Below are 21,387 nucleotides of genomic sequence, written 5' to 3' on the forward strand. Positions count from 1 at the left end.
GCCAACCCAGACGAATCCGCACGACCACGACCATGATCATGAGAAACCTGCTTCCGAAATTTTGCGCGGCCGCGCTCGTCCTGGCCACGGCAGTGGCCGCCAACGTGCAGGCCGCCGAACTGCACGTGATGAGCTCGGGCGGCTTCACCGCCGCCTACAAGCTGCTCGGCCCCCGGTTTGCCGCCACGACGGGTAACACGCTCGATACCGCGCTCGGCCCGTCGATGGGCAAGTCGCCCGAGGCGATTCCGAACCGGCTCGCGCGCGGCGAGCCGGCCGACGCCGTCATCATGGTCGGCTATGCGCTGGACGACCTGATCAAGCAGGGCAAGGTGATCCCCGGCTCGCGCGTCGAGCTGGCCGACTCGCGCATCGGCGTGGTCGTGCGCGACGGCTCGGCGAAACCCGACGTCGGTTCCGCCGAAGGTCTCAAGCAGGCGCTGCTGCAAGCGAAGTCGATCGCGTATTCGGACAGCGCGAGCGGCGTCTACATCGAGCGCGAGCTGTTCAAAAAACTCGGCATCGAGGACCAGGTGAAGTCGAAGGCGAAGATGATTCCGCGCATTCCGGTGGCATCGGTCGTCGCGAACGGCGACTACGAGATCGGCTTCCAGCAGGTGAGCGAGCTGCTGCCGGTCAAGGGGGCGACCTTCGTCGGCAAGATTCCCGAATCGCTGCAGTCGGTCACGCGCTTCGCGGCCGGCATCCCCGTCGGCGCGCAGCATCCGGCTGAAGCGAAGGCACTGCTCGACTATCTTGCGTCGCCCGACGTGCAGACCGACGTGAAATCGACCGGGCTGGATTCCGTCCCCGCTCATTGAGGCTGATCGACGGGAAGGTTGGCCTCAGACCGCCTTCCCGTCACCGTCACCGTCGACATTGGCATCCGCGGCGGCACGGCCCGCATCGACCCCGTTCGGGGCGACCGGCCCTCCGGCAGCGAGCCGCTGCGCAAGACGCGTGCGATCGCATGCGCGTTCCCACATCGACACGAAGATCACCGCGCACGCGTTGCTGATCACGCTCGTCAGCGCCCGCGCCTCGGACATGAAACGATCGATGCCGACCAGCAGTGCGACCCCGGCGACGGGCAGGTCGCGCATGACGGCAAGCGTGGCGACCAGCGCCACCAGCCCGCTACCGGAAACACCGGCCGCGCCCTTGGACGTGAGCAGCATCACGGCGAGCATCACGGCGATCTGCGACGCGGAAAGGGGCACGTCGCACGCCTGCGCGATGAACAACGCGGCGAGCGTCAGATAGATCGCGGTGCCGTCCAGGTTGAACGAATAGCCGGCCGGCAGCACGAGACCCACGACACCCTTGTCGCACCCGAGCGATTCCAGCTTGACGATCAGGCGCGGCAGCACCGGCTCCGACGACGACGTCGCGAGGACGATGAGCAACTCTTCGCGCAGGTAGCGCAACAGCCGCCACAGCGCGAAGCCGTGCAGCCGCGCGAGCGGGGCGAGCACGAGCGCGACGAACAGCGCGCAGGCCGCATAGAAGGACACCACCAGCTTCGCGAGCGAGCCGACCGAACCGATCCCGAAGCGGCCCACCGTGAAGGCCATCGCGCCGAACGCGCCGAGCGGGGCGAGCCGCATGATCATCGCGAGCACGCGAAAGACCACCTGGGCGACCCCGTCGATCAGCGCAAGCACGGGCTGGCCGGCCCGCCGGTGCGCATTCAGCGAGAAGCCGAACAGCAGCGACAGCAGCAGCACCGGCAACACCTCGCCTTGCTGGAACGCGCCGAGCATCGTATCGGGGATCACGCTCAGCCCGAATGCCACGAGCCCGCGCGGCTGCGCCTCCTTCGCGTACTGCGCGAGGATGCTCGCATCGAGATGGTGAACGTCGATGTGCAGGCCGGCGCCGGGGCGCAGCACGAACGCGATGACGAGCCCGACGGCGAGCGCGACGGCGGTCAGCAGATAGAAGAGCGCCAGCGCGCGAACGATCGTGCGGCCGATCGCCTTCCCGTTCGCCAGTGACGTGATGCCCGAGACGATCGTGCAAAAGACGATCGGCGCGATGGTCATCCGCACGAGCCCGACGAACGCGTCGCTGAGCGATTTGAGCGCCGCGCCTGCGTCAGGCCACACGTGACCGACGGTCACGCCGAGCAGCATCGCGAGCAGCACCTGCACGTAGAGCGATTTGAGCAGCCTGGCCAACCTCACGGAACGGTCTTCCTTCGTGTCGCTTGTGTCGTTGTCACGCCGAGGCATCGCTGCTCGCGATGCCGTCGCGCTTCGCGTCGACGATCATCCGGTGAAACGCTTCGGCGGCCGGCGTGAGCGGCCGTCCGCGCCGCTTGACGATGCCTACGCGCCGTTTGACGACCGGCTCGACGAGCGGCACGCTCGTGAGAATCGGATGGTCGTGCCCGGGCATCGCCATCGAGGGCACCGCGGCGACGCCGAGCCCGGCCTCGATCAAGCCGAGCAGGGTCGTCACGTGGCGCGCTTCGCACACGCTCGGCCCGCGCGGCGCCACGGCGGCCAGCGCCTGGTCGAGCAACAGGCGGTTGCCGGAAGTCTTGTCCACCGACACGTAATCGTGCTCGTACAGTTCGTTCCAGGTCACGCGCTTCTTGCGCGCGAGCGGATGGTCGCGGCGGCACGCGGCGACGAAGCGCTCCTGGAGCAGCATCTTGAACTCGATGTCGGCTTCCTGGCTGCCCATGAAGCTCACGCCGAAATCGGCTTCGCCGCTGATGACGGCGCCCAGCACCTCGTTCGCGCTCGCGTCCAGCAGCTTGACCCGGATGCGCGGAAAGCGCCGATGATAGCGCGCGATGATGGCCGGCAGAAAGTAGTAGGCGACCGACGGCACGCACGCGATGGTCACATGGCCGAGGCGGCTCGACGACACGTCGCGAATGCCGAGCAGCGCCGCGTCGAGATCGTCGAGCAGCTGTTCGGCGCTCTGCGCGAACACGCGGCCGACCGTGGTGAGCGCGACGCGACGCGTGGTGCGCTCGAACAGGCGCACGCCGAGCGCTTCCTCGAGCTTGTCGATCCGGCGACTCAACGCGGGCTGGGAAATGCTGACCGATTCCGCGGCCTTTCGGAAGCTGCCCGTTTCCACGACCGCGCGAAACGCCTGCAAGTCGTTCAAGTCGAAGTTGATCCCCACGGGCGCGTCTCCGCATCTCAGATGGGGCGTATTTTGCATGATTTCGCCGGGCGGCCGCATCGGCGCGGCACGCAGGTGGGCCACCCTTGATCGCAACCGCGTGCGTGAGGGGGCGGCCTGGCCGTCGATCCGCCGCGCGTCGATGTCGATGGGGGCGTCGCGGCCCCGGGCGTTACGGCGCAAGCAGGCCGCGTGCGGCCAGATTCGCGTACAGCGCGCGCACGCCGAAGGTCCACGGCGCGATCTCGGTGCAGAGCCGCACGGTGTTGACGAGTGCGCCGAGTGCGGGCGTCGAGAGGGTGACGCGGTCGCCCAGGTGATGCGTGAATCCGCCGCCGGGCGCGTCGCGGTCCTGGATCGGCGAGAACATCGTGCCGAGGAACAGCATGAAGCCGTCCGGATACTGGTGATGTGCGCCGCAGGTCTGCGCGACGAGGTCGAGCGGGTCGCGGCTGATCTCGTGCATGTGGCTGATGCCGTCGAGGACGAAGCCGTCGTCCGCGCCTTCGACGCGCAGCGACACGCTGGCCTCGCGCACGCTGTCCAGTGTGAAGCCATCATCGAACAGCCGCACGAACGGGCCGATCGCGCACGAGCCGTTGTTGTCCTTGCATTTGCCGAGCAGCAGCGCCGAGCGGCCTTCGATGTCGCGCAGGTTCACGTCGTTGCCGAGCGTCGCGCCCACCGGCCGGCCGTCGCTGGCAACCGCGAGCACGATCTCCGGTTCGGGGTTGTTCCAGACCGATACCGGCAACAGCCCCACGTCCGCGCCGAAGCCCACCGCCGACATCGGCTGCGCCTTCGAGAACACTTCGGCATCGGGGCCGATGCCGACTTCCATGTATTGCGACCACGCGCCGCGGCGCTCGAGTTCCGCCTTCAGCCGCATCGCGGCGTCCGAGCCCGGCACGATCTTCGACAGATCGGTGCCGATGGTGGCCGTGATGGTCGCGCGCACGTCCGCTGCTTTCACCGGGTCGCCGCCGGCCTGTTCCTCGATCACGCGCTCGATCAGGCTGACGGCGAAGGTCACGCCGCAGGCCTTGATGGCCTGCACGTCGCACGGTGCGAGCAGGTGGGTCGCGCCGCGCGTGCCGTCGAGCGCCGCCTGCAGCAGCGGCTCGACGCGGCCGAGCGATTCGCCGGGCGCCGTGCGCGCGAGGGCGGCGGCGTCGGGGCGGTCGAACAGGTCCGCGGTGGTCGGTACGGTGCGCGTGATGTCGATCACTTCGCCGTCGCGCACGGCAACGACGCTCGGGCCCGCATGGGCGCCGTCGTGCCGCCACACACGGCCGATCAGCAGCGCTTGCGCCAGGTCGTGCGGCAGGCAGTCGGAAACGGAAAGAGTACGCATGGTCAGCTCGGCAAGGGTCGTGGGCAGGAGGGTCAGTGCGAATGGCGCGGGTTGCCGCGTTGTTCGATCACCTTCAGGTACAGCGTGGCCGGTTCGAGGCAGCCGCCGGTGGACAACTGGCCGACGAACTGGCGATAGAGTGCCTGCCACGGCGTTTGCGCCTGCGGCACCGTGCAGCTCGCCGTCTCGCGACGGCGCGCGAGTTCATCCTCGTCCACGAGCACGTCGACGCTGCGGCGATTCAGGTCCACGCGAATGCGGTCGTTCGTGCGCAGCAGCGCCAGGCCGCCGCCGACCGCCGCCTCGGGCGACACGTTCAGGATCGACGGGCTGGCCGACGTGCCGCTCTGGCGCCCGTCGCCCAGGCAGGGCAGCGAGCTCACGCCGCGCTTCACGAGTTCGGCCGGCGGCGCCATGTTGACGACTTCCGCGCTGCCCGGATAGCCGACCGTGCCGCAGCCGCGAATCACGAGGATGCAGCGCTCGTCGATGTTCAGCGCGGGATCGTTGATGCGCGCGTGGTAGTCCTCGGGGCCTTCGAACACGATCGCGCGGGCCTCGAACGTGTTCTCCGCGCCCGGCTCGGCCAGATAGGTCCGGCGGAACGCTTCACCGACCACCGACATCTTCATGATCGCGCTGTCGAAGAAGTTGCCCGACAGCACCATGAAGCCCGCGCCATGCTTGAGCGGTGCGTCGGGCGTGCGGATCACGTCGCGGTCGGCGTCGGGCGCGGTGTCGGCGATCTCGCCGATCGCGCGGCCGGACACGGTCGCGCAGTCGCGCCGCAGCAGGCCAGCCGCATCGAGCTGGCGCAGCACCGCAGGCACGCCGCCGGCGCGGTGGAAGCTCTCCCCGAGGTACTCGCCAGCGGGCATGCAGTTGACGAGCAGCGGCACCGATTCACCGAGGCGCTGCCAGTCGTCCAGGCCCAGTTCGACGCCCATGTGGCGCGCGATCGCGATCAGGTGCGGCGGGCAGTTGGTCGACGCGCCGAGCGCGGACGCGACGACGATCGCATTCTCGAAGGCCGCGCGCGTCATGATCGTCGACGGGCGCACGTCTTCGCGCACGAGCTCGACCGCGCGCTTGCCGGTGGCGTACGCCATCTGGCCGCGCTCGCGGTACGCGGCGGGGATGCTCGCGCAGCCCGGCAACGACAGGCCGAGCGCCTCGGCCAGGCTGTTCATCGACAGCGCCGTGCCCATGGTGTTGCAATGGCCGATCGACGGCGACGAAGCCGTGGTCAGCTGCATGAAGCCTTCGTAGTCGATCTCGCCGGCGGCGAGCAGGTTGCGCGCATGCCAGATCACCGTGCCCGAGCCGACGCGCTTGCCGTCGTGCCAGCCGTCGAGCATCGGCCCGCCCGACAGCACGATCGCCGGCAGGTCGACGGTCGCGGCCGCCATCAGGCAGGCGGGCGTGGTCTTGTCGCAGCCGGTGGTCAGCACCACGCCGTCCAGCGGGAAGCCGTGCAGCACTTCCACCAGCCCGAGGTACGCAAGGTTGCGGTCGAGCGCGGCGGTCGGCCGGCGGCTTTGCTCGGCCAGCGGATGCACGGGGAATTCCATCGGAATGCCGCCCGCATCGCGGATACCCGCCTTCGTGCGCTCGGCCAGTTCGATGTGGTGGCGGTTGCACGGCGCGAGGTCGCTGCCCGTCTGCGCAATGCCGATTACGGGGCGGCCCGATTGCAACTCCTCGCGCGTCAATCCGTAGTTCATGAAGCGCTCGACATAGAGCGCGGTCATGTCGGCATGCGCGGGATCGTCGAACCATTCCTGGCTGCGCAGGCGGCGCGGTGGCTGTGACATGGCGGGCTGTCTCCGAAGGGCCTCGTTCATTGTTGCATGCCGGATTGGTACCGGTAACATCGAGTGGATGTTAGCACGGGGTTTTTGCGTGGCGGAAGGGAATTTTTGGGTGCGGGTGGCGCAGGGGACGGAGAAAGCGCCGTGCGCGGTGCACCGGTTTCCATCCAGTCGAACGGCACCGTATCGACGCGCATTGGCCGTCAACGCGGCCTTTCGTTCATGCGATGGCGGGGCGGCGTAAGGGCAGGGGGCGGTACGCAATCGCGTCGTTCGCGCGCGTCTCGAGCGCACGCCGGTGCTCGCCGGTTCTCGCCGGGCGCGACCGGGCCGGTCGCCGGCCCGTCACGCGCTTTCGCGCGCGACGATCGTGTAGTCGATACGGATGCTTTGCGATTCGACCGGCTCGCCGCTGTCGCGCGCCTGCAGTGCCGCCAGCAGTGCCTCGCCCGTGCGCAGGCCGATGCCGTATGCGTCGACCGATACGGTCGTGATGGCAGGGTGGCAGCATGCGGCCACTTCGAAGTTCCCGAAGCCGGCCACCGCGATGTCCTCGGGCACGGACAGGCCGCGCCGGTGGCATTCCATGATCGCGCCGAATGCCGACATGTCGCTGACGCACATCACGGCATCGGTGTCCGGCCACTGCGCGAGCAGGGCCGCCATCGCGGGCCCGCCGTGGCTCATGGTGATCGGCGATTCGCCGAGCCGCACGACGCGCGGCTCACCAAGCTTCAGCGCCTTGATCTCCGCCTGGTATCCCTTGAGCCGGTCGAGGCCGCGCCGATCCAGCTCGCTCGCGCCGCCCAAAAAGCCGATGCGCCGGTAGCCGCGCTCGGCCAGGTGGCGCACCATCGCCCGGGCGGCGCGCACGTTCGAGAAGCCGACGGCGGTGTCGATCGGACGCGTGGGCAGGTCCCACATCTCGACCACGGGAATGGCCGAGCGTTCCAGCACCTTGCGTGTCGCATCGGTGTGCTGCGCGCCCGTCAGCGCGATGCAGCGCGGCTGGTGCCGCAACATCGAGCGCACGAGCCGTTCCTCGCGTTCGAGATCGTAGTCGGTGTCGCCGAGCAGCAGCTGGAGACCTTCGGGTTCGAGCGCATCGGTCAGGCCGCGCACGGTGTCGGAGAAGTTGGAACTCGACAGCGACGGCACCAGCACCGCGACGAATTCCGAGCGCCCCGACGACAGCGCGCCGGCGGCCGCGTCCGCCACGTAGCCGAGCTGGTCGATCGCCGCGCAGACCCGCGCGCGCGTCTCGGCGGCCACGCTGTGGCCGGCGAGCACGCGCGACACCGTCATCTTCGATACGCCGGCGAGGCGCGCTACGTCGGACATGCGGGGCGGCCCGGCAGGCCGGACGGCGGTGGGACTGGGCATCGGAATCGCGATCGGACGGAAGCTGGAAAGGCTACATCATACCGGTGCCGCAGCCGCGTTCATGCGTGCCGCGCCGCCCCGTCGCGGCGATGCGCGCACTAGGGAAACCACGCGTTCCCCGGCGCTTGTACGCGCCGGTTGACGCGTGCTACCTTCCAACGCGTTACCGGTATCAGTGCGTCGATTGCTCCCCGCTGCCTCATCGGCGTTTTTTTTGCCACGGAATGTTATCGGTAACATCGATGTGTCGAAGAACCGCCGGTACGAAGAAGACCTACACAATCAGGAGACAGACCGATGCCATCCATTACGCAGGCCGCTGCCGCCCCGGCCGCGGCCGATTCATCCGACGACGCGCTGTATCGCAAGGTGATGCGGCGCATCCTGCCGCTGCTGCTGCTCTGTTACGTCGTGGCCTACCTGGATCGCGTGAACGTGGGCTTTGCGAAGCTGCAGATGCTCGACGACCTGAGCTTGAGCGACGGCGTCTATGCGCTCGGCGCCAGCATTTTCTTCTGGGGCTATTTCCTGTTCGAGATGCCCAGCAACCTGTTGCTGCACCGCTACGGCGCGCGCTTCTGGATCGCGCGGATCATGATCACGTGGGGCATCGTGTCGTCGTCGATGGCGTTCATCGTGCCGCTCGCGCAGTTCTTCCACGTGCAGACGTCCACGATGTTCTACGCGTTGCGCTTCCTGCTGGGCCTGTGCGAAGCCGGCTTTTTCCCGGGCGTCATCCTGTACCTGAACTACTGGTTTCCGGCGCGTCGCCAGAGCGTGGCCATGTCGGGCTTCCTGGTCGCGATCCCGCTGAGCCTCACGCTCGGCAGCGTGGTGTCCGGCTGGCTGATGGAGCACACGCACGGTTTGTCGGGCATGAGCGGCTGGCAATGGATGCTGCTGCTCGAAGGGCTGCCGTCGATCGTGGTGGCGTTCGTCGTGCTCGCGTGCCTCGGCGACGGCCCGCAGTCGGCGAAGTGGCTGTCCGGCGACGAAAAGGCGCGGCTGGCGCGCAACCTCGAAACCGAAGCCGCGCACAAGTCGCACAGCATCGGCGCCGCGCTGCGCAGCCCGCGCGTCTGGCTGCTCACCTTCATCCTGCTCACGTTCAACACCGGCTTTTACGGGCTGGCGTTCTGGCTGCCGTCGATCATTCGCGCGTCGGGCGTGCAGAGCCCGCTGCATATCGGTGTCCTGACTGCCATTCCGTACCTGACGGCCATCTTCGCGATGGTGTGGAACGCGTCGCACTCGCGCAAGACCGGCGAGCGCCGCCTGCACGCGGCGATTCCCGCGCTGATCGGCGGGGTCGGCCTGATCGCGAGCGCGGCGCTGGCGCACAACGTCGCGCTGTCGATCGTATTCCTGACCATCGCGACGTGCGGCATCCTCGCGCTGATGCCGATCTACTGGACCTTTCCGGGGCAGATCCTGTCCGGCACCGCGGCGGCGGCCGGCATTGCGCTGATCAACGCGGTGGGCAACCTGTCCGGGTTCACGGGCTCGATGATCACCGGCATCGCCAAGCAGATGACCGGCGACATCAACAACGGCACCTATGCGCTGGGCGCGTGCCTGCTGGTCAGCTGCATATTGATCGCGACGATTCCGCGCGACATCCTGCAGCCGCCGGCGGCGCGGTAGGGCCTTCGGCCGGGCCGGGCATCGCGCTGCCCGGCGTCGGATGTCTCACGTCACGTGAATCGTCGCAAGCAGGACTTTCGGCAAAAAGAGGATCGCGTGTGAGTTCGCTCGCCCCCCCACACGCGGCATGCCGGATGCCTCGAGCCACGGACACCTGGCGCACGACCCGGCTGTCTCATAGGCGGCCGTCATGCGTCCTCCAGCGCGAAGCGCACCTTGTTTCCGAGCGTGCGCAACCGTTCGACCGGTTCGTTCGAGAACACGAAACGGACATACTGCTCGCCGTGTGCGACGCCCCATCCGGTCATCGCCGTCGCACATACGCCGCGGCGCAGCAACCGCTCCGACATCTGCGATCCGGTCAGGCCGAAGTCGGAGACACGCAGCAGCATCGACCAGCCGCCCGCCGGCATGCCGAACGGGAGCCCGGACAGTTCGGCGGCGATCGTGTCACGCCGCCTTTCGAGTTCGCTCACGTAGCCGGGCAGATCGGACGCGGAATGCTCGAGCGCGACCGCCGCAGCCTCCTGAGCAATGCCGACCGGCACCACGACATTGGCAAGCGACACGGCCACCAGATCGGGAATCAGCCATTCCGGCGCGACGATCCAGCCGACCCGCCAGCCAATCATGCGCAGCTCCTTCGACGCCGCGCCGACCGTCACCGTACGCTCGGCCATGCCGGGCAGGCCGGCGGGATGGATGACCGTGCGCCCATCGAACAGCAGCCGCTCCATCGCACTGTCGAGGATCAGCAGCAGATCGTGCTGCACACACAGGCTCGCGATCCGTTGCCAGTCGGACGCCTCGAAGACACCGCCCGAAGGCATCGACGGCGACATCAGCAGCATGGCCCGCGTTTTCGGGCCGATTGCCGCCCGCAGCGCGGCCTGGTCCAGCTTCCATTCGCCGCCCGGCGTGAAGGCGAACGGAACCTGCCGCGGCACGCCGCCCGCCAGGCGGACGCGGTTCAGCAGGCCCGCGTACGTCGGATCGGTGACGATCACTTCGTCACCGGTCTCGACGGTGGCAAGCAGCGTGTTCAGAATGCCGGAGAGCCCGCCCGCCGACACCACCACCTGGTCGGCCGTGAAGCGCTGCCCCGAAAGCGCCGACACGTGGGCGGCAGCGCTCGCGCGCAGCCGATCCTGACCGACGAACGGCAAATAGGAGTTGGCCGAGTCTCGCTCGATGGCCTCCCGGGTGAAGGCGAGCGCCTCCGCAGTGGGCGGGATGTCGGTATCGAGATTTTCGAGCCGCAACAGGTCGACGTCGGCATGATCGGCGATCGAACCCATGCGATCGACGCCGATGCCGGCAATGTGCTGCAGACGCTCAGGACGGTGGTGGCGCATCGAGCCTCCGAGTTTGTTACAATTTAATAGATAATATATGCATGGTGGTCGGCATGAACTTTGAAGTCAAGGAAGATCGCTCGCTGGCCGATCGGATCGCTGCCGCGTTGGCGGACCGCATCATCTCGGGCGTCATCGCGCCGGGCGAGTGGCTGCGTCAGGACCACATCGCGGCCGAGTTCGGCGCGAGCCACGTGCCGGTACGCGAGGCGTTCCGGCGGCTGGAAGCGCAAGGGTTGGCCGTGGTGGAACCGCGAAGGGGCGTGCGGGCGGCGCCGCTCGAGCCGGCGGACGTGCTTGAATTGGCCAAGATGCGCGCTGCTTTCGAGGCGCTGGCGCTGCGCGAGGCGATGCCCGCTCTCGACGCCCGTGCGTTGGATGAACTCGATGCGATCCTCGATCAGGAGTCGGCGGCGCGCGGTATCGCCGTGCTCGGCACGCTGAACCTCAGGTTTCATCGCGCATTGACCGCGCGGTGCGGGATGCCGCGGCTCATCGACGCAATCGGCGACATGCATCGGGCCAGTTCGCGGCATCTTTACGCGACGTGGCAGCAACTCGACTGGCAGGATCGCTCGAACGACGAGCATCGGAACATCGTTCAGGCGATACGCGACGGCGATGTGGACGCGGCGTGTGCGGCGCTGTCCGCGCACATTCTGGCTGCGGGGGATGCGCTGGCTCAGGCGTTGGGTAGTCGGTAGGCACGGGGGCAAGCTGGCGTCGTCGAGTGGTCGCAAAGGCCGGGTTTGGGAATGGCTGCATCCGACGAATGCCGAGGCTGCGCGATCGATGCTGCAACGCTATCCCGCAGGCGAGACGGCGGCCGAGCCAACGTGACTCTTGGCCTCCTGTCCGGCAGGTGGCAGAGACGGGTTGCAGGCCCGTAACTGCGTCGGTGTTTCACAACTGAATCATTCGCGCCGATCTTCCCCCATTCCGTTTGCATCCGCTTGCAGGTGCGTTGCGCCGTCGACTGAGCGTCGACGCTTCACGGTTCAAGTCTGAAACATTTCCCCCCTCTCATGCCTTCCTTCATCGGTGTCGCAAGACGCTGTCCCCGCGCGTCAACCGTGTGCGACCGATGGTGCGCAATTTGCTTGTTCGCTGACCGTGCATGGGGGAACGCATGCGGGAAGAAGCAATGAGAGCGCGTCGAACATCGCGTCAGTTTCTTATACGGGGAACAAGAATCATGAATCGACCACACTGGAAGCAGCAGCGGGGCGTTGCGGTTGTTGAATTCGCATTGGTGCTCCCTTTGCTGCTGTTGATCCTGTTCGGCATTGTCGAATTCGGTCTCGTTATGTTCGACCAGGCCGTCATAACCAACGCGAGCCGCGAAGGTGCGCGAGCCGGGATCGTTCTGAAATCCCCTAAAGCTTCCACGACGGATATTCAGAATGTCGCGCTCAATTACTGCCAGACTCACTTGATCAGCCTGGGTAGCGCGTCAACGCCTACCGTCGCCGTTCCGTCGGGTCAGGGCGGGAGTTTCGGCACGCCGCTCACGGTGACGGTCACGTATAAATTCACCGGCCTGGCTCTAGGTTCGTGGATCGGGCCATTGACCAAGCTGTTGACCTTGACAGCGACCACCGTCATGAACAACGAGTGAGGAGCCGGCCATGGATCACACTCGTTTCCGAGGTGGGCGGTCATCGCGCACGTGCAGACATTCGAAGTACGCTGGCCTCGCTTCGAAGCGCCGCCGGGATCAGCGAGGCGCGGTAGCGATAACGGTCGCTGTCTTGCTGACGATACTGCTCGGTTTTGGTGCGCTGGCGATCGACGTCGGCTATCTTTTTGTCGTGCGCAACGAGCTTCAGAATGCCGCCGACGCTGCAGCGTTGGCCGGTGCGCCATGTATCTATCCGCGAGCGCAATGCGGCAACACGAAGTCGACGGCTCCCGATTGGGCCACGGCCCAGGCGCAGACGGTACAGAGCGTCTCGTTGAACAAGTCGTCAAATGTGACGCTGGTCGGATACGCGACCGATGTGACGTACGGCTATTGGGACGTGACGGGGAGCGTCAAGGGTCTTCAAACCACCATGCCGGCGTCGCCGGCCGTCGGCGAGCCGGCCGTGCAAGTCGTCGTCACGCGTTCCGGAACGAAAAACGGTGGCGGCGTTCCTTCCTTTCTGGCGAAGGTCTTAGGTTTTCAGTCGGTACCCGAGAGCGCGGTGGCTGTCGCGGTTATTTCGGACCCCGGAAATGTCGGCACCGGCGCGCTCTTCCCGGTTGCGATGACGAAATGCATGTACGACCAGTATTGGGATTCGACGAACGGAAAACCCAAGGTCGCAACCTCCACGACGCCGCCTGGCCCTGGTCAACCCAATCAGGTCGCCGGTCAGCCGTACACCTTTTACGTGACCTCGTCCTACCATGCCGGGCCTTGCGAGGCGAGTCAGTGGACGACGTTCGATACCACCGCCAATGATGTGCCGACGGTGCGGAACCTGATAGCCAGCGGCAATCCGAATCCGGCAGCGGTCGGATCGCCGAGCGGCGTTTGCTCGACCGCTGACAACACGTGCACGTATATCCAGCCCGGCACGAAGACGACACTGTATTCGTCCGTCAACGCGTGTAGTGCGGCCGGCACGAAGGCCTGTGAATATGTGCTGATCCCGATTGTTCAGGATCTCACGACGTCGTCCTACGAGCGGATTCTGGCATTTGCATGCGTGCACATTGACGGCGCGAGTGGCGGGAGTGCGAAATACATCCAGATGGAGATGAGCAACAATCCGGACAAATGCCAGGCATCAGGGGCGGGTGGCATCGGGGCCAACTACGGCGCGTACTCGCCTGCGCGCCTGGTCGAATGAGCGAAAGGAGATCACCGACATGTCGATCGGCCCGGGCACCGGTGAGCGGCCGTTCGATCCGCAACGACAAACGATGATTGCCGCATGCCCCATCCAGTGCCTGTATGCAGGGTATGCATGAAGCTTGACCGAATGCCGCCGCCAGGCCCGCGCGGCGGTTCAATCACCGAAACTGCCGGGCGCGTTTACGCCGCTTTGGCTGCCGCCTCCTTTGCGAGCAGACGCTGCGCCTGCGTGTCACCTTTTCCTGCTTCCTGCGCGGTTTGAACCGAGGTCTCCGTTGCTTCCGCCAGCATCGCGCGCGCGGCGCTGCTGATGTTGACCGTATACGACGACGTGGACGTGCTGGTGCTTGATCCAGCGGCCGAAGAAGCGGTTGCTCTCGCGGCCGGAGCCGTCGACGCCGACCCCGAAGTCGATGCAACCGACGGACCCGGTGCCTGCGCAGTACTTTGACTGATTGCCTGGATGGATATCCGATTCTCCCGATAGAAAAGGTGTGTACTGCGTTCCTTTTATCGGCGTCGATTCATGAAACATGCGCAGTATATTTTTGCCGTTTGTAGCCGTTCTTAATCATCTGTTAAGAAATGGCGACAATCGGTCTCGTGCTGCGTCTCCAGGTCAAGGCCATCGGGTGAGCCGGTTGCTTTCGATTATTGCGCATGCGGTGGCGGCGACCTGTCATGCGCCTGGCTAACTGTGCGTCACGCCACGAGCAGACAAACGGCAGCGTGTACCTTAGACTCTTGCCGCAATGACCATTGAGTGGCTGGAGGCTTCGTCAACGAGAGCATCCGCGAGACGCATCCGGTTCAGGGACGACATCGCCTTTGTCCATCTGACCAGCATCCGAGCGAGTCTCGAAAGGTTGGGCAACCGTATGGAAGCGTTGCTGCGGCAAAGCCGCTCGGCCGACGCGGTGAAGCCTGTGAACGATGGAAGTATCCAAGGATGCTGTATGGCGACCAAGCTGTCATTTGAAGTTCTCGAAGTTTTGGATGCAATTGACCGGACCGGTACATTCGCCGATGCGGCCGAGTGGTTGCATAGAGTTCCGTCCACGCTCACTTACCTCGTGCAAAAGCTGGAAAGCGACATGGATGTCGAGCTGTTCGATCGCAGCGGCAGACGGGCGAGACTCACGGAAGCGGGTCGTGCTGTTGTGGAAGATGGGCGTCGACTTTTAGACGCGGCCCGACGCCTGGAGGTCAAAGCAAAAGGTATTCGAGACAGTTGGGAATCGGAGCTTCGACTGTGCGTCGATGCAATCTTGCCGATCCGGTCCTTATGGCCGTATGTCCATGCCTTCTACGACCTGGAGATGAATACCCAGCTCAGTCTTTCCACCGAGGTGCTTGGGGGCGTGTGGGATGCCCTGGTAACGCGGCGTGCCGATCTCGCGATAGGGGCGTTCGGCGAGCCGCCGCATGCCGCCAATATTGCGGCCCGGCCAATCGGAACCATCCGGCACGTTTTCGTCGTGGCACCGGACCATCCACTCGCCCGCATGCCCGAGCCGTTGGAGAGCGAAACGATCGCAAGATATCGGGGTGTCGTCATCAGTGACACTTCTCGCGAACTGCAACCGCAATCTGTGGCCACCCGTGACGGACAGCCTCTGATCATCGTGCCGACGCTCGCAGCTAAACTGCAAGCGCTGTGCGAAGGTATCGCTGTCGGGATGCTGCCCGATCTCGTAGCGAAAGAACCGATACACGAAGGCAGGCTGGTCGCGCGTCGCATCGTGGGTGTGCGCGAGTTCACGAATGGCTACCTCGCCTGGCGCGAGGACAAGGTGGGGAACGCCTTGAACTGGTGGATTGCGCAACTGGACAGCGCCGATCTGCTTGAACGGCTCCTGACGCCGCGTCAAGAGAGTAAAGGGCAGCCCGGGGCGCCTGCTTGCGCAGTCCGTTACCAAAGCGCGTAGTGACAGCCCATCAGTGCGACTGTCTGAGGACCTTCGCCCGTGCATGCAGTTGGACGTTCGAAGGTCAGCTTGGCACTGAACCTTGCTCCAACGGCGGTAGTGGATCGATTGATCGCCATGTCCTCCACGAGCAATCGACAACCTGGAACTATACTGGGCAACCTGGAGGCTTCAATGACCGATCACGACAGACTGCATCCACTCCGTCCGCTCCTGAAAAACTGGGTTTGGGAGCATGGCCGAATCGGGACTCGCTATCTCGACTGCGTAGATGGCGAAATCAGGTTTGACGAGGGCAAGAAGTCGCATTTCGCGGCCGAGAAATATATCTATGTGCCCCTTGGCAAGGGCGCTGAAGACGATGCATCTGCGGAGGGTCCTGCGATCCACGAGGCCGGACTTGCCCGGTTTTTGCGGGCCGCGCAGTTGGGTACGCCGGAGGAAGCCGGTTCCGTAGCGGATGTCCAGCGCGCAGTGCAGGACTGCGTGGAGATTGGCCTGTTCAGCGCATATCAATGGGAGGCTCGAAAGGCGTTTGCCCGATACGCGCAGGAACCCATGTTCGATGACGAGATACGCGCGGCGGTTGTCGACGACATCCGGCGAATTTACGCCGGCGTGCGGGAGCAACTGGCGCTGTACGATTTCAGTGTGCTTCACGGCTTGCCCATGCCGCTGCTTATCGGCGACACGCCTTTCATCGACTGGCGCGTGCGTGCCAGCCCGGCACTTCCGTTTGTATCGCTCCCGCTGGGACCTTACTGCCTGCTGGTGGGCGCGCCGTCAGGCAGGAAAAGCCGAATCGCCCCGGTCGTCTGGAAGGCCGCTGCCGCGATGGGCCCGTTGAAGGATCACAACCGCCAAATCGAGGAGCAGGCACGTTTGTGGCTGGTAGCGACCACGGATGACCAACTCGTCGCGGCGCAAAGCCGTATTGCTGCCGCCATCGGCTCCAGGCAGGGGAGTGAGAAACCCTGACCGAAGTTGACCTTGAGCAGATCGTCGGCGGTGGCTGAGTGATGAGCGGTAGTCGGTTGCCTCGTCGGGCGGTTATTGCCTGCAACTATCGTCGGATCACCGGGTTTTCCTGTTTTTCCGTACGTTGCAATGCGGTAATGTCGCCATGCGGCCAGGAACGGTCGTTGGACTGCTGCCCGTAGATTGGCGATAATCCGGGCCACCAAAACGATAGGTATTTCGAAATGGCTGCTTCCCTCACGGCGTTGGCGTCGCATGGTATTCGACTCGAACTGAACACCTATGGGTCAGCGGGCGGCGAAGCCGATGTTCGGCAATGAAGCGGATAGACCACCTCGAAGAGATCATTCGAGACTCATTCGGTCTTTGGATCACAGGCCTCTTTGACTCAATTAGGCACTGGAATCCAACCTTTTCATTTGACGAATACAAGGCTGCGTTTTTTGACGTAGTCAGGCAATTGTTAGGGAAACGCTGATTTATTCGGCTCGGCGGTCATCGCAGACGTAGCCGAGGACGTTTAGAAGACAGCTCACGGAACGGACCCACGACGATGAAGAGGCAGATCGGCTTCGCGGAAGCGGAAATTGCAGGCAAGAAGCGAGTGACGAGGCGCCAACGCTTCCTGGAAGAGATGGAGAAGGTCGTTCCGTGGCAGCGCTTGCTGTCGGCCATCGAACCGCACTATCCGAAGGGCACGCGAGGTCGCCCGCCGATTGGCCTTGAGCGGATGCTGCGAATCTACTTCGTGCAACAGTGGTACGGACTGTCGGACGAAGGACTGGAAGACGCGCTGTATGACAGCATCACGCTGCGAGCCTTCGCCGGCATCGATCTGGCGATCGAGAACGTGCCTGATGCAACCACGCTGTTGAAGTTCCGGCGCCTGCTGATCGAACACGAACTGACACGGAAGTTGTTCGACGAGATTGGCATCTCGCTGTGCGAGCGTGGGCTGATGATGAAGGAAGGCACGCTGGTTGACGCGACGATCATTGAAGCGCCGCCGTCGACCAAGAATGCCGGGAAGAGCCGTGACCCGGAAATGCATCAAACGAAGAAGGGCAACGAATGGCACTTTGGCATGAAAGCCCACATTGGCGTCGACGCCGACTCGGGCCTGATTCACAGTGTGGTTGGCACGGCGGCCAACGTGTCGGATGTATCGCAAGCTCATGCCCTGCTGCACGGGCATGAAGAGCAGGTGTTCGCCGACGCGGGCTACATTGGCGTCGACAAGCGCGAGGAAATGGCGGGCAAGGCCGTGAAGTGGCACGTCGCTGCCAGGCGGGGAAAGATCAAGGCGATGCAAGAAGGAGCGCTGAAGGACCTGGTGATCGCGCTCGAGCGAACCAAGGCGCAGATCCGTTCGCGGGTTGAGCATCCGTTTCATATCGTCAAGAATCTGTTTCAGCATCGCAAGACCCGATACAAGGGCTTGGCCAAGAACACCGCGCAACTGTTCAGCCTGTTCGCTCTGGCGAATCTGGTGATTGCGCGAAATCTGTTGCGATCGGTCCATGGGAGCAGTCCGTCATGCGTATGAAAAATGCGAGCAGGGGAGGCTCGCTTACGCGCCAAATTCACTGAATTGAGCGCCGATTCGCTTCGTCATCCAGAAAATTTGAAGCCATCTCGCCTGCAACTTCGGAAGTTGGTCCATTGATCAGCGTTTCCTTAGATGACGGTAAGATCATGTTCATCGCCCCAGGAGCAGACTGCTATATATCTCCTGCGAATCCACGTCCCCGATATACCATCTACGATCGAGATGCCCAGTGGCACGAGACGCCCGAAGAAATTATTCGCCAGCTCCGGGTTCAATGGCCGAGTCACGTGTGTGATGCAAACGATGTAGAGCTGACTGTCTATTTCTACACGATCCCAGGCGTAATCTGGGTCGGCGAGGGCGGAAAACTATACGCCTCATAGAGAGCCAATAGACTGTTGAATGACCGCTCCCAGAAAACACGAAGGCCTGTTCCGGATCGCAATGAGACGGGTCATCCGTCCCAGTGCGGCCGGGAAGCGACGTTCCGACGTAACAATCGTACGCCCACGTATGGACGGTCATGCCTGTTGCATCATGCCCAAGCAGTCAAGCACTGCATGAGTCTGGCCGCCGCTGCCGTAAGCCAATTATTTTGGCGTCTGATACATTCAGTTGGAATCCATTTCGGGGATACGTCATGAAGCTTCGTACCGTGTATTTGAAGGTGAGTGATATGAGGAAGTCCACTTCTTTCTGGGAGCGACTTCTCGGATATGAACCGCTTAAGCAGTCCGACAAGTGGACTGAATTCATGATCGGCACAAACAGACTGGGCCTTTTGTTAAACGATTTTGGAGATGAGATAAAAGGTAGCAGCTCCGTGCCTGTATTTGAGTTCGAAGAGAATGCGCTTCACGAATTCGTGAAGCGGGCAACAGAAAACGGAGCCTCCGTCGTGATGGACGGATTGAAGATCGAGTCCATGAAAAGCATCGTATTGAGCAGCCCGGACGGACACGAGTTCGAGCTTTGCATGTGCCGCAACTAACCAACAGCTTTTCAGTTGGTCGCATCGACGGCACCCCGTGGCGTGACATCTTCATCTCGATCGACGGCTCACGACGCGCTGCGTCGCGCCCGCCGCAACTGCAGCCACAGTGCCGATATCAGGAAATAGGCGGCGCCTACCGCCGCGTAGCCCGCGATCTTCACGATAGCGGGCGGCATGGACGCGTGACTTTGGGCGATGAACAGCACGCCCGCGAGCGCGGATTGCGCGCCGCTCAGGATCATCGCCCACTGCGCGCCGACCTGTTTCCAGCGGCGCAACGCCGTGCCGAGCTGCAGCAAGCCGGAAAGAATCGCCCAGATGCCGAACACCGTGAGCACCGCATGCATGCCGGCATTCAAAGCCGCAAAAACCGCCAGCGTCGTGGCCGCGCTGATCGCGACGTTGACCGCCTGGGTGCGGTTCGTCGCCGCTCCGCCGCTGCGGGCGAGGTCGACGAAATTGGCGAGCGCATCCCAGGCCGGATAAACGATCAGCAGGATCGCCGCGCCGGCCGCGCTCTGCCGGCCGACGGAAAATGCCAGCGCGACCCACAGCAGCGAGAATATCGCCCGGGAAAAGTAGTACCGTTTCAGCCATTGCGCGTCGGCGGGGGCACGGAATTCGGGGGAGTGATCAGCCATTTGCATTCCTTCATATATCGGATCGTCGTTCCGGCCGGCGTGCGGCGTGTCCGCCGTGCGGAGGTCGTGCCGACCGGATCTCCAGTGCACCGAGTATCGCGATCGTCGCGGCCGCCCGCCATCGGTCGGATGTCCGATGGCGAAGGCGCGCCCATCGCGCGCACCGGGCAACGGCCGAAATCGCTTCCGGCCGAATGCGCCGCGTAGCCGATCCGCACGCGCATGCACGGCGCGACGTCGTCGCGTATGATCGTTTTCCCGTTCCCGTGAATGCCCGCGCCCCATCCGATGCCCGACGCCGAAGCCCGTCACGCCCCGCTGCGCATATTCGACGCCGTCCGCGCGCTGGCCTTCATCGGCGATCTCAGCATGGGGCAGCCGACCGATCATTCGCTGCGCACCGGCTGGCTGGCGGCACAGCTCGCGCACGCGGCGGGCTTCGACGCATCGGTGTGCGACACGGCCCGCGAAGTGGCGCTGTTGCGCTGGTCGGGCTGTACCGCGAACGCCGCGGGTTTCGCTCAGGCGTTCGGCGACGATGTCGCGATTCGCGCCGCGATGCTCGAGAACCGGCCCGGCCTCGCCGAAGCGGTCGGCCGCGCCGGCGCCGCGATGATCCCGCTCGCGCAAATCCACTGCGAAGTGTCGGGCGAAGTGGCGCGAATACTCGGCCTGTCCCACGCCACGGAAACCGCGCTGCGGCACATTTTCGAAAGCTGGGACGGCAACGGGCTGCCCGCCCGGCTCGCGCGGGAACAGGTGCCGGCCGCCGTGTCGATCGTCACGCTCGCGGGCGATCTCGACGTATTCAGCCGCACGTACGGCATCGAGCAGGCCATCGAATGGATCGGGCAACGCGCGGGCGCACGCTATCCGGGCGTGCTCGTCGAGGCGGCCGCGCACGACGCCGCGGGCTGGCTCGCGGCGCTCGATCACCTGCCGCCCGACGGTCTCGATGGCGCATTGGCCACGCCCGATATGCAAGGCGCGACCTCCGCCGAATTGATCGCGGACGTCATCGATCTGAAGCTGCCGTGGATGACCGGGTTCTCGCGTTCGGTCGCCGTGACGGCGGCCGCGTGTTACGAGCGCCTGTCGCCGGATGCGGCCGCGCGCGAACGCGTCTACCGCGCCGGGCTGATTCATGGCATCGGCAGGGCCGCCGTGCCGAACGACGTGTGGAACCTGCCGACGCGGCTGCCTGCAAGCGCATGGGAAAAGGTGCGGCTCGTGCCGTACTGGACGGAGCGCGCCGGCAGGCAGACCGGCGCGCTCGGTGAAGCGGCGGTGCTTGCGTCGTATGCGTACGAGCGGCAGGACGGTTCCGGTTATTTCCGCGGCGTGCGCGATGCGGCGCTGACGCTGGAAGCGCGCGTACTCGCGGCATCGCTGGCGTGGGTCGCGTTGCGCTCGGCCCGCCCATGGCGGGCGGCGCTCGACGATGCGGCCGCCGCCGGCCAATTGCAGGAAGAAGCGGCGCGCGGCCGGCTATGCGGCGACGTGGTCGCGGCGCTCGTCACGGGGGGCGCACCTGCGGCCCGGCGCATGGCCGCTCGCGCGTCGCACGACGGTCCGCGCCTGTCGCCACGGGAAATCGACGTCCTGCGGGCCATCTCCCGAGGGGCGAGCAACAAGCAGGTCGCGCAGGCGCTCTCGATGAGTCCGAGCACGGTGCGCACCCATGTCGAGAAGGCGTTTCGCAAGCTCGAATGCTCGACGCGCGCCGCGGCGACGCTCAAGGCATCGGCGATGGGGTTGCTTTGA

Annotated in this window: 18 protein-coding genes; 11 read left to right on the forward strand and 7 right to left on the reverse strand. The window is 64.8% G+C overall.

The features are described 5' to 3' along the window. Positions 1-38: 38 nt before the first annotated feature. Positions 39-821 (forward strand): substrate-binding domain-containing protein, encoded by a 783-nt coding sequence (locus CFB34_RS37785; protein ID WP_089444029.1) that lies wholly within the window; start codon positions 39-41, stop codon positions 819-821. A 24-nt stretch (positions 822-845) separates the two neighbouring features. Here the strand turns inward: CFB34_RS37785 and dctA are convergent, their stop codons facing one another. From dctA to CFB34_RS37810, 5 genes are all read right to left on the reverse strand, one after another. After that, a complete protein-coding gene (dctA, locus tag CFB34_RS37790; protein ID WP_089444030.1) occupies positions 846-2,186 on the reverse strand; it encodes a C4-dicarboxylate transporter DctA in 1,341 nt (446 codons plus the stop codon). A 34-nt stretch (positions 2,187-2,220) separates the two neighbouring features. Then, positions 2,221-3,144 carry a LysR family transcriptional regulator gene (locus CFB34_RS37795; RefSeq protein WP_089443889.1) on the reverse strand — a complete coding sequence of 308 codons (924 nt, stop codon included), beginning with the start codon at positions 3,142-3,144 and terminating at the stop codon, positions 2,221-2,223. Between the two features lie 172 nt (positions 3,145-3,316). Beyond that, on the reverse strand, positions 3,317-4,498 hold the full coding sequence (locus CFB34_RS37800) for a fumarylacetoacetate hydrolase family protein (protein WP_089443890.1): 1,182 nt from the start codon (positions 4,496-4,498) through the stop codon (positions 3,317-3,319). 32 nt (positions 4,499-4,530) lie between these two features. Further along, positions 4,531-6,312, reverse strand: a complete 1,782-nt coding sequence (locus CFB34_RS37805; protein ID WP_089443891.1) for an IlvD/Edd family dehydratase — start codon at positions 6,310-6,312, stop codon at positions 4,531-4,533. Between the two features lie 342 nt (positions 6,313-6,654). Next, positions 6,655-7,692 (reverse strand): LacI family DNA-binding transcriptional regulator, encoded by a 1,038-nt coding sequence (locus CFB34_RS37810; RefSeq protein WP_179243807.1) that lies wholly within the window; start codon positions 7,690-7,692, stop codon positions 6,655-6,657. 297 nt (positions 7,693-7,989) lie between these two features. Here CFB34_RS37810 and CFB34_RS37815 point away from each other — a divergent pair, with 297 nt between their 5' ends. After that, complete coding sequence (locus tag CFB34_RS37815) at positions 7,990-9,336, forward strand: MFS transporter (RefSeq protein ID WP_089443893.1); 1,347 nt, start codon at positions 7,990-7,992, stop codon at positions 9,334-9,336. Positions 9,337-9,524: 188 nt separating this feature from the next. On the opposite strand, the gene CFB34_RS37820 is transcribed toward CFB34_RS37815, so the two are convergent. Next, positions 9,525-10,691, reverse strand: coding sequence for a pyridoxal phosphate-dependent aminotransferase (locus CFB34_RS37820; protein ID WP_089443894.1), 1,167 nt, complete (start codon positions 10,689-10,691; stop codon positions 9,525-9,527). A gap of 53 nt (positions 10,692-10,744) precedes the next feature. On the opposite strand from CFB34_RS37820, the gene CFB34_RS37825 reads away from it, so the two are divergent. The 8 genes from CFB34_RS37825 to CFB34_RS37860 all read left to right on the forward strand — a co-directional run bounded on the left by CFB34_RS37825 (position 10,745) and on the right by CFB34_RS37860 (position 18,979). Further along, on the forward strand, positions 10,745-11,395 hold the full coding sequence (locus CFB34_RS37825) for a GntR family transcriptional regulator (protein WP_242808780.1): 651 nt from the start codon (positions 10,745-10,747) through the stop codon (positions 11,393-11,395). 491 nt (positions 11,396-11,886) lie between these two features. Continuing rightward, positions 11,887-12,309: a TadE/TadG family type IV pilus assembly protein gene (locus CFB34_RS37830; RefSeq protein WP_179243808.1), complete on the forward strand. Its 423-nt coding sequence runs from the start codon at positions 11,887-11,889 to the stop codon at positions 12,307-12,309. Positions 12,310-12,427: 118 nt separating this feature from the next. Next, complete coding sequence (locus tag CFB34_RS37835; RefSeq protein ID WP_256979890.1) at positions 12,428-13,528, forward strand: pilus assembly protein TadG-related protein; 1,101 nt, start codon at positions 12,428-12,430, stop codon at positions 13,526-13,528. Between the two features lie 315 nt (positions 13,529-13,843). Further along, positions 13,844-13,984, forward strand: a complete 141-nt coding sequence (locus CFB34_RS37840) for a hypothetical protein (protein WP_179243809.1) — start codon at positions 13,844-13,846, stop codon at positions 13,982-13,984. Positions 13,985-14,489: 505 nt separating this feature from the next. Continuing rightward, positions 14,490-15,461 (forward strand): LysR family transcriptional regulator, encoded by a 972-nt coding sequence (locus CFB34_RS37845; protein WP_089444031.1) that lies wholly within the window; start codon positions 14,490-14,492, stop codon positions 15,459-15,461. 174 nt (positions 15,462-15,635) lie between these two features. Further along, positions 15,636-16,439 carry a hypothetical protein gene (locus tag CFB34_RS37850; protein ID WP_089443898.1) on the forward strand — a complete coding sequence of 268 codons (804 nt, stop codon included), beginning with the start codon at positions 15,636-15,638 and terminating at the stop codon, positions 16,437-16,439. A gap of 553 nt (positions 16,440-16,992) precedes the next feature. Continuing rightward, positions 16,993-17,985, forward strand: coding sequence for an IS5-like element ISBmu2 family transposase (locus tag CFB34_RS37855; RefSeq protein WP_006412423.1), 993 nt, complete (start codon positions 16,993-16,995; stop codon positions 17,983-17,985). Between the two features lie 643 nt (positions 17,986-18,628). Further along, a complete protein-coding gene (locus tag CFB34_RS37860; RefSeq protein ID WP_089443899.1) occupies positions 18,629-18,979 on the forward strand; it encodes a VOC family protein in 351 nt (116 codons plus the stop codon). A gap of 68 nt (positions 18,980-19,047) precedes the next feature. On the opposite strand, the gene CFB34_RS37865 is transcribed toward CFB34_RS37860, so the two are convergent. Next, on the reverse strand, positions 19,048-19,623 hold the full coding sequence (locus CFB34_RS37865) for a DUF308 domain-containing protein (RefSeq protein WP_089443900.1): 576 nt from the start codon (positions 19,621-19,623) through the stop codon (positions 19,048-19,050). A 288-nt stretch (positions 19,624-19,911) separates the two neighbouring features. On the opposite strand from CFB34_RS37865, the gene CFB34_RS37870 reads away from it, so the two are divergent. Next, a complete protein-coding gene (locus CFB34_RS37870; protein ID WP_089444032.1) occupies positions 19,912-21,387 on the forward strand; it encodes an HD domain-containing phosphohydrolase in 1,476 nt (491 codons plus the stop codon).

The sequence above is a fragment of the Burkholderia sp. HI4860 genome, assembly GCF_002223045.2.
Lineage (GTDB): Bacteria > Pseudomonadota > Gammaproteobacteria > Burkholderiales > Burkholderiaceae > Burkholderia.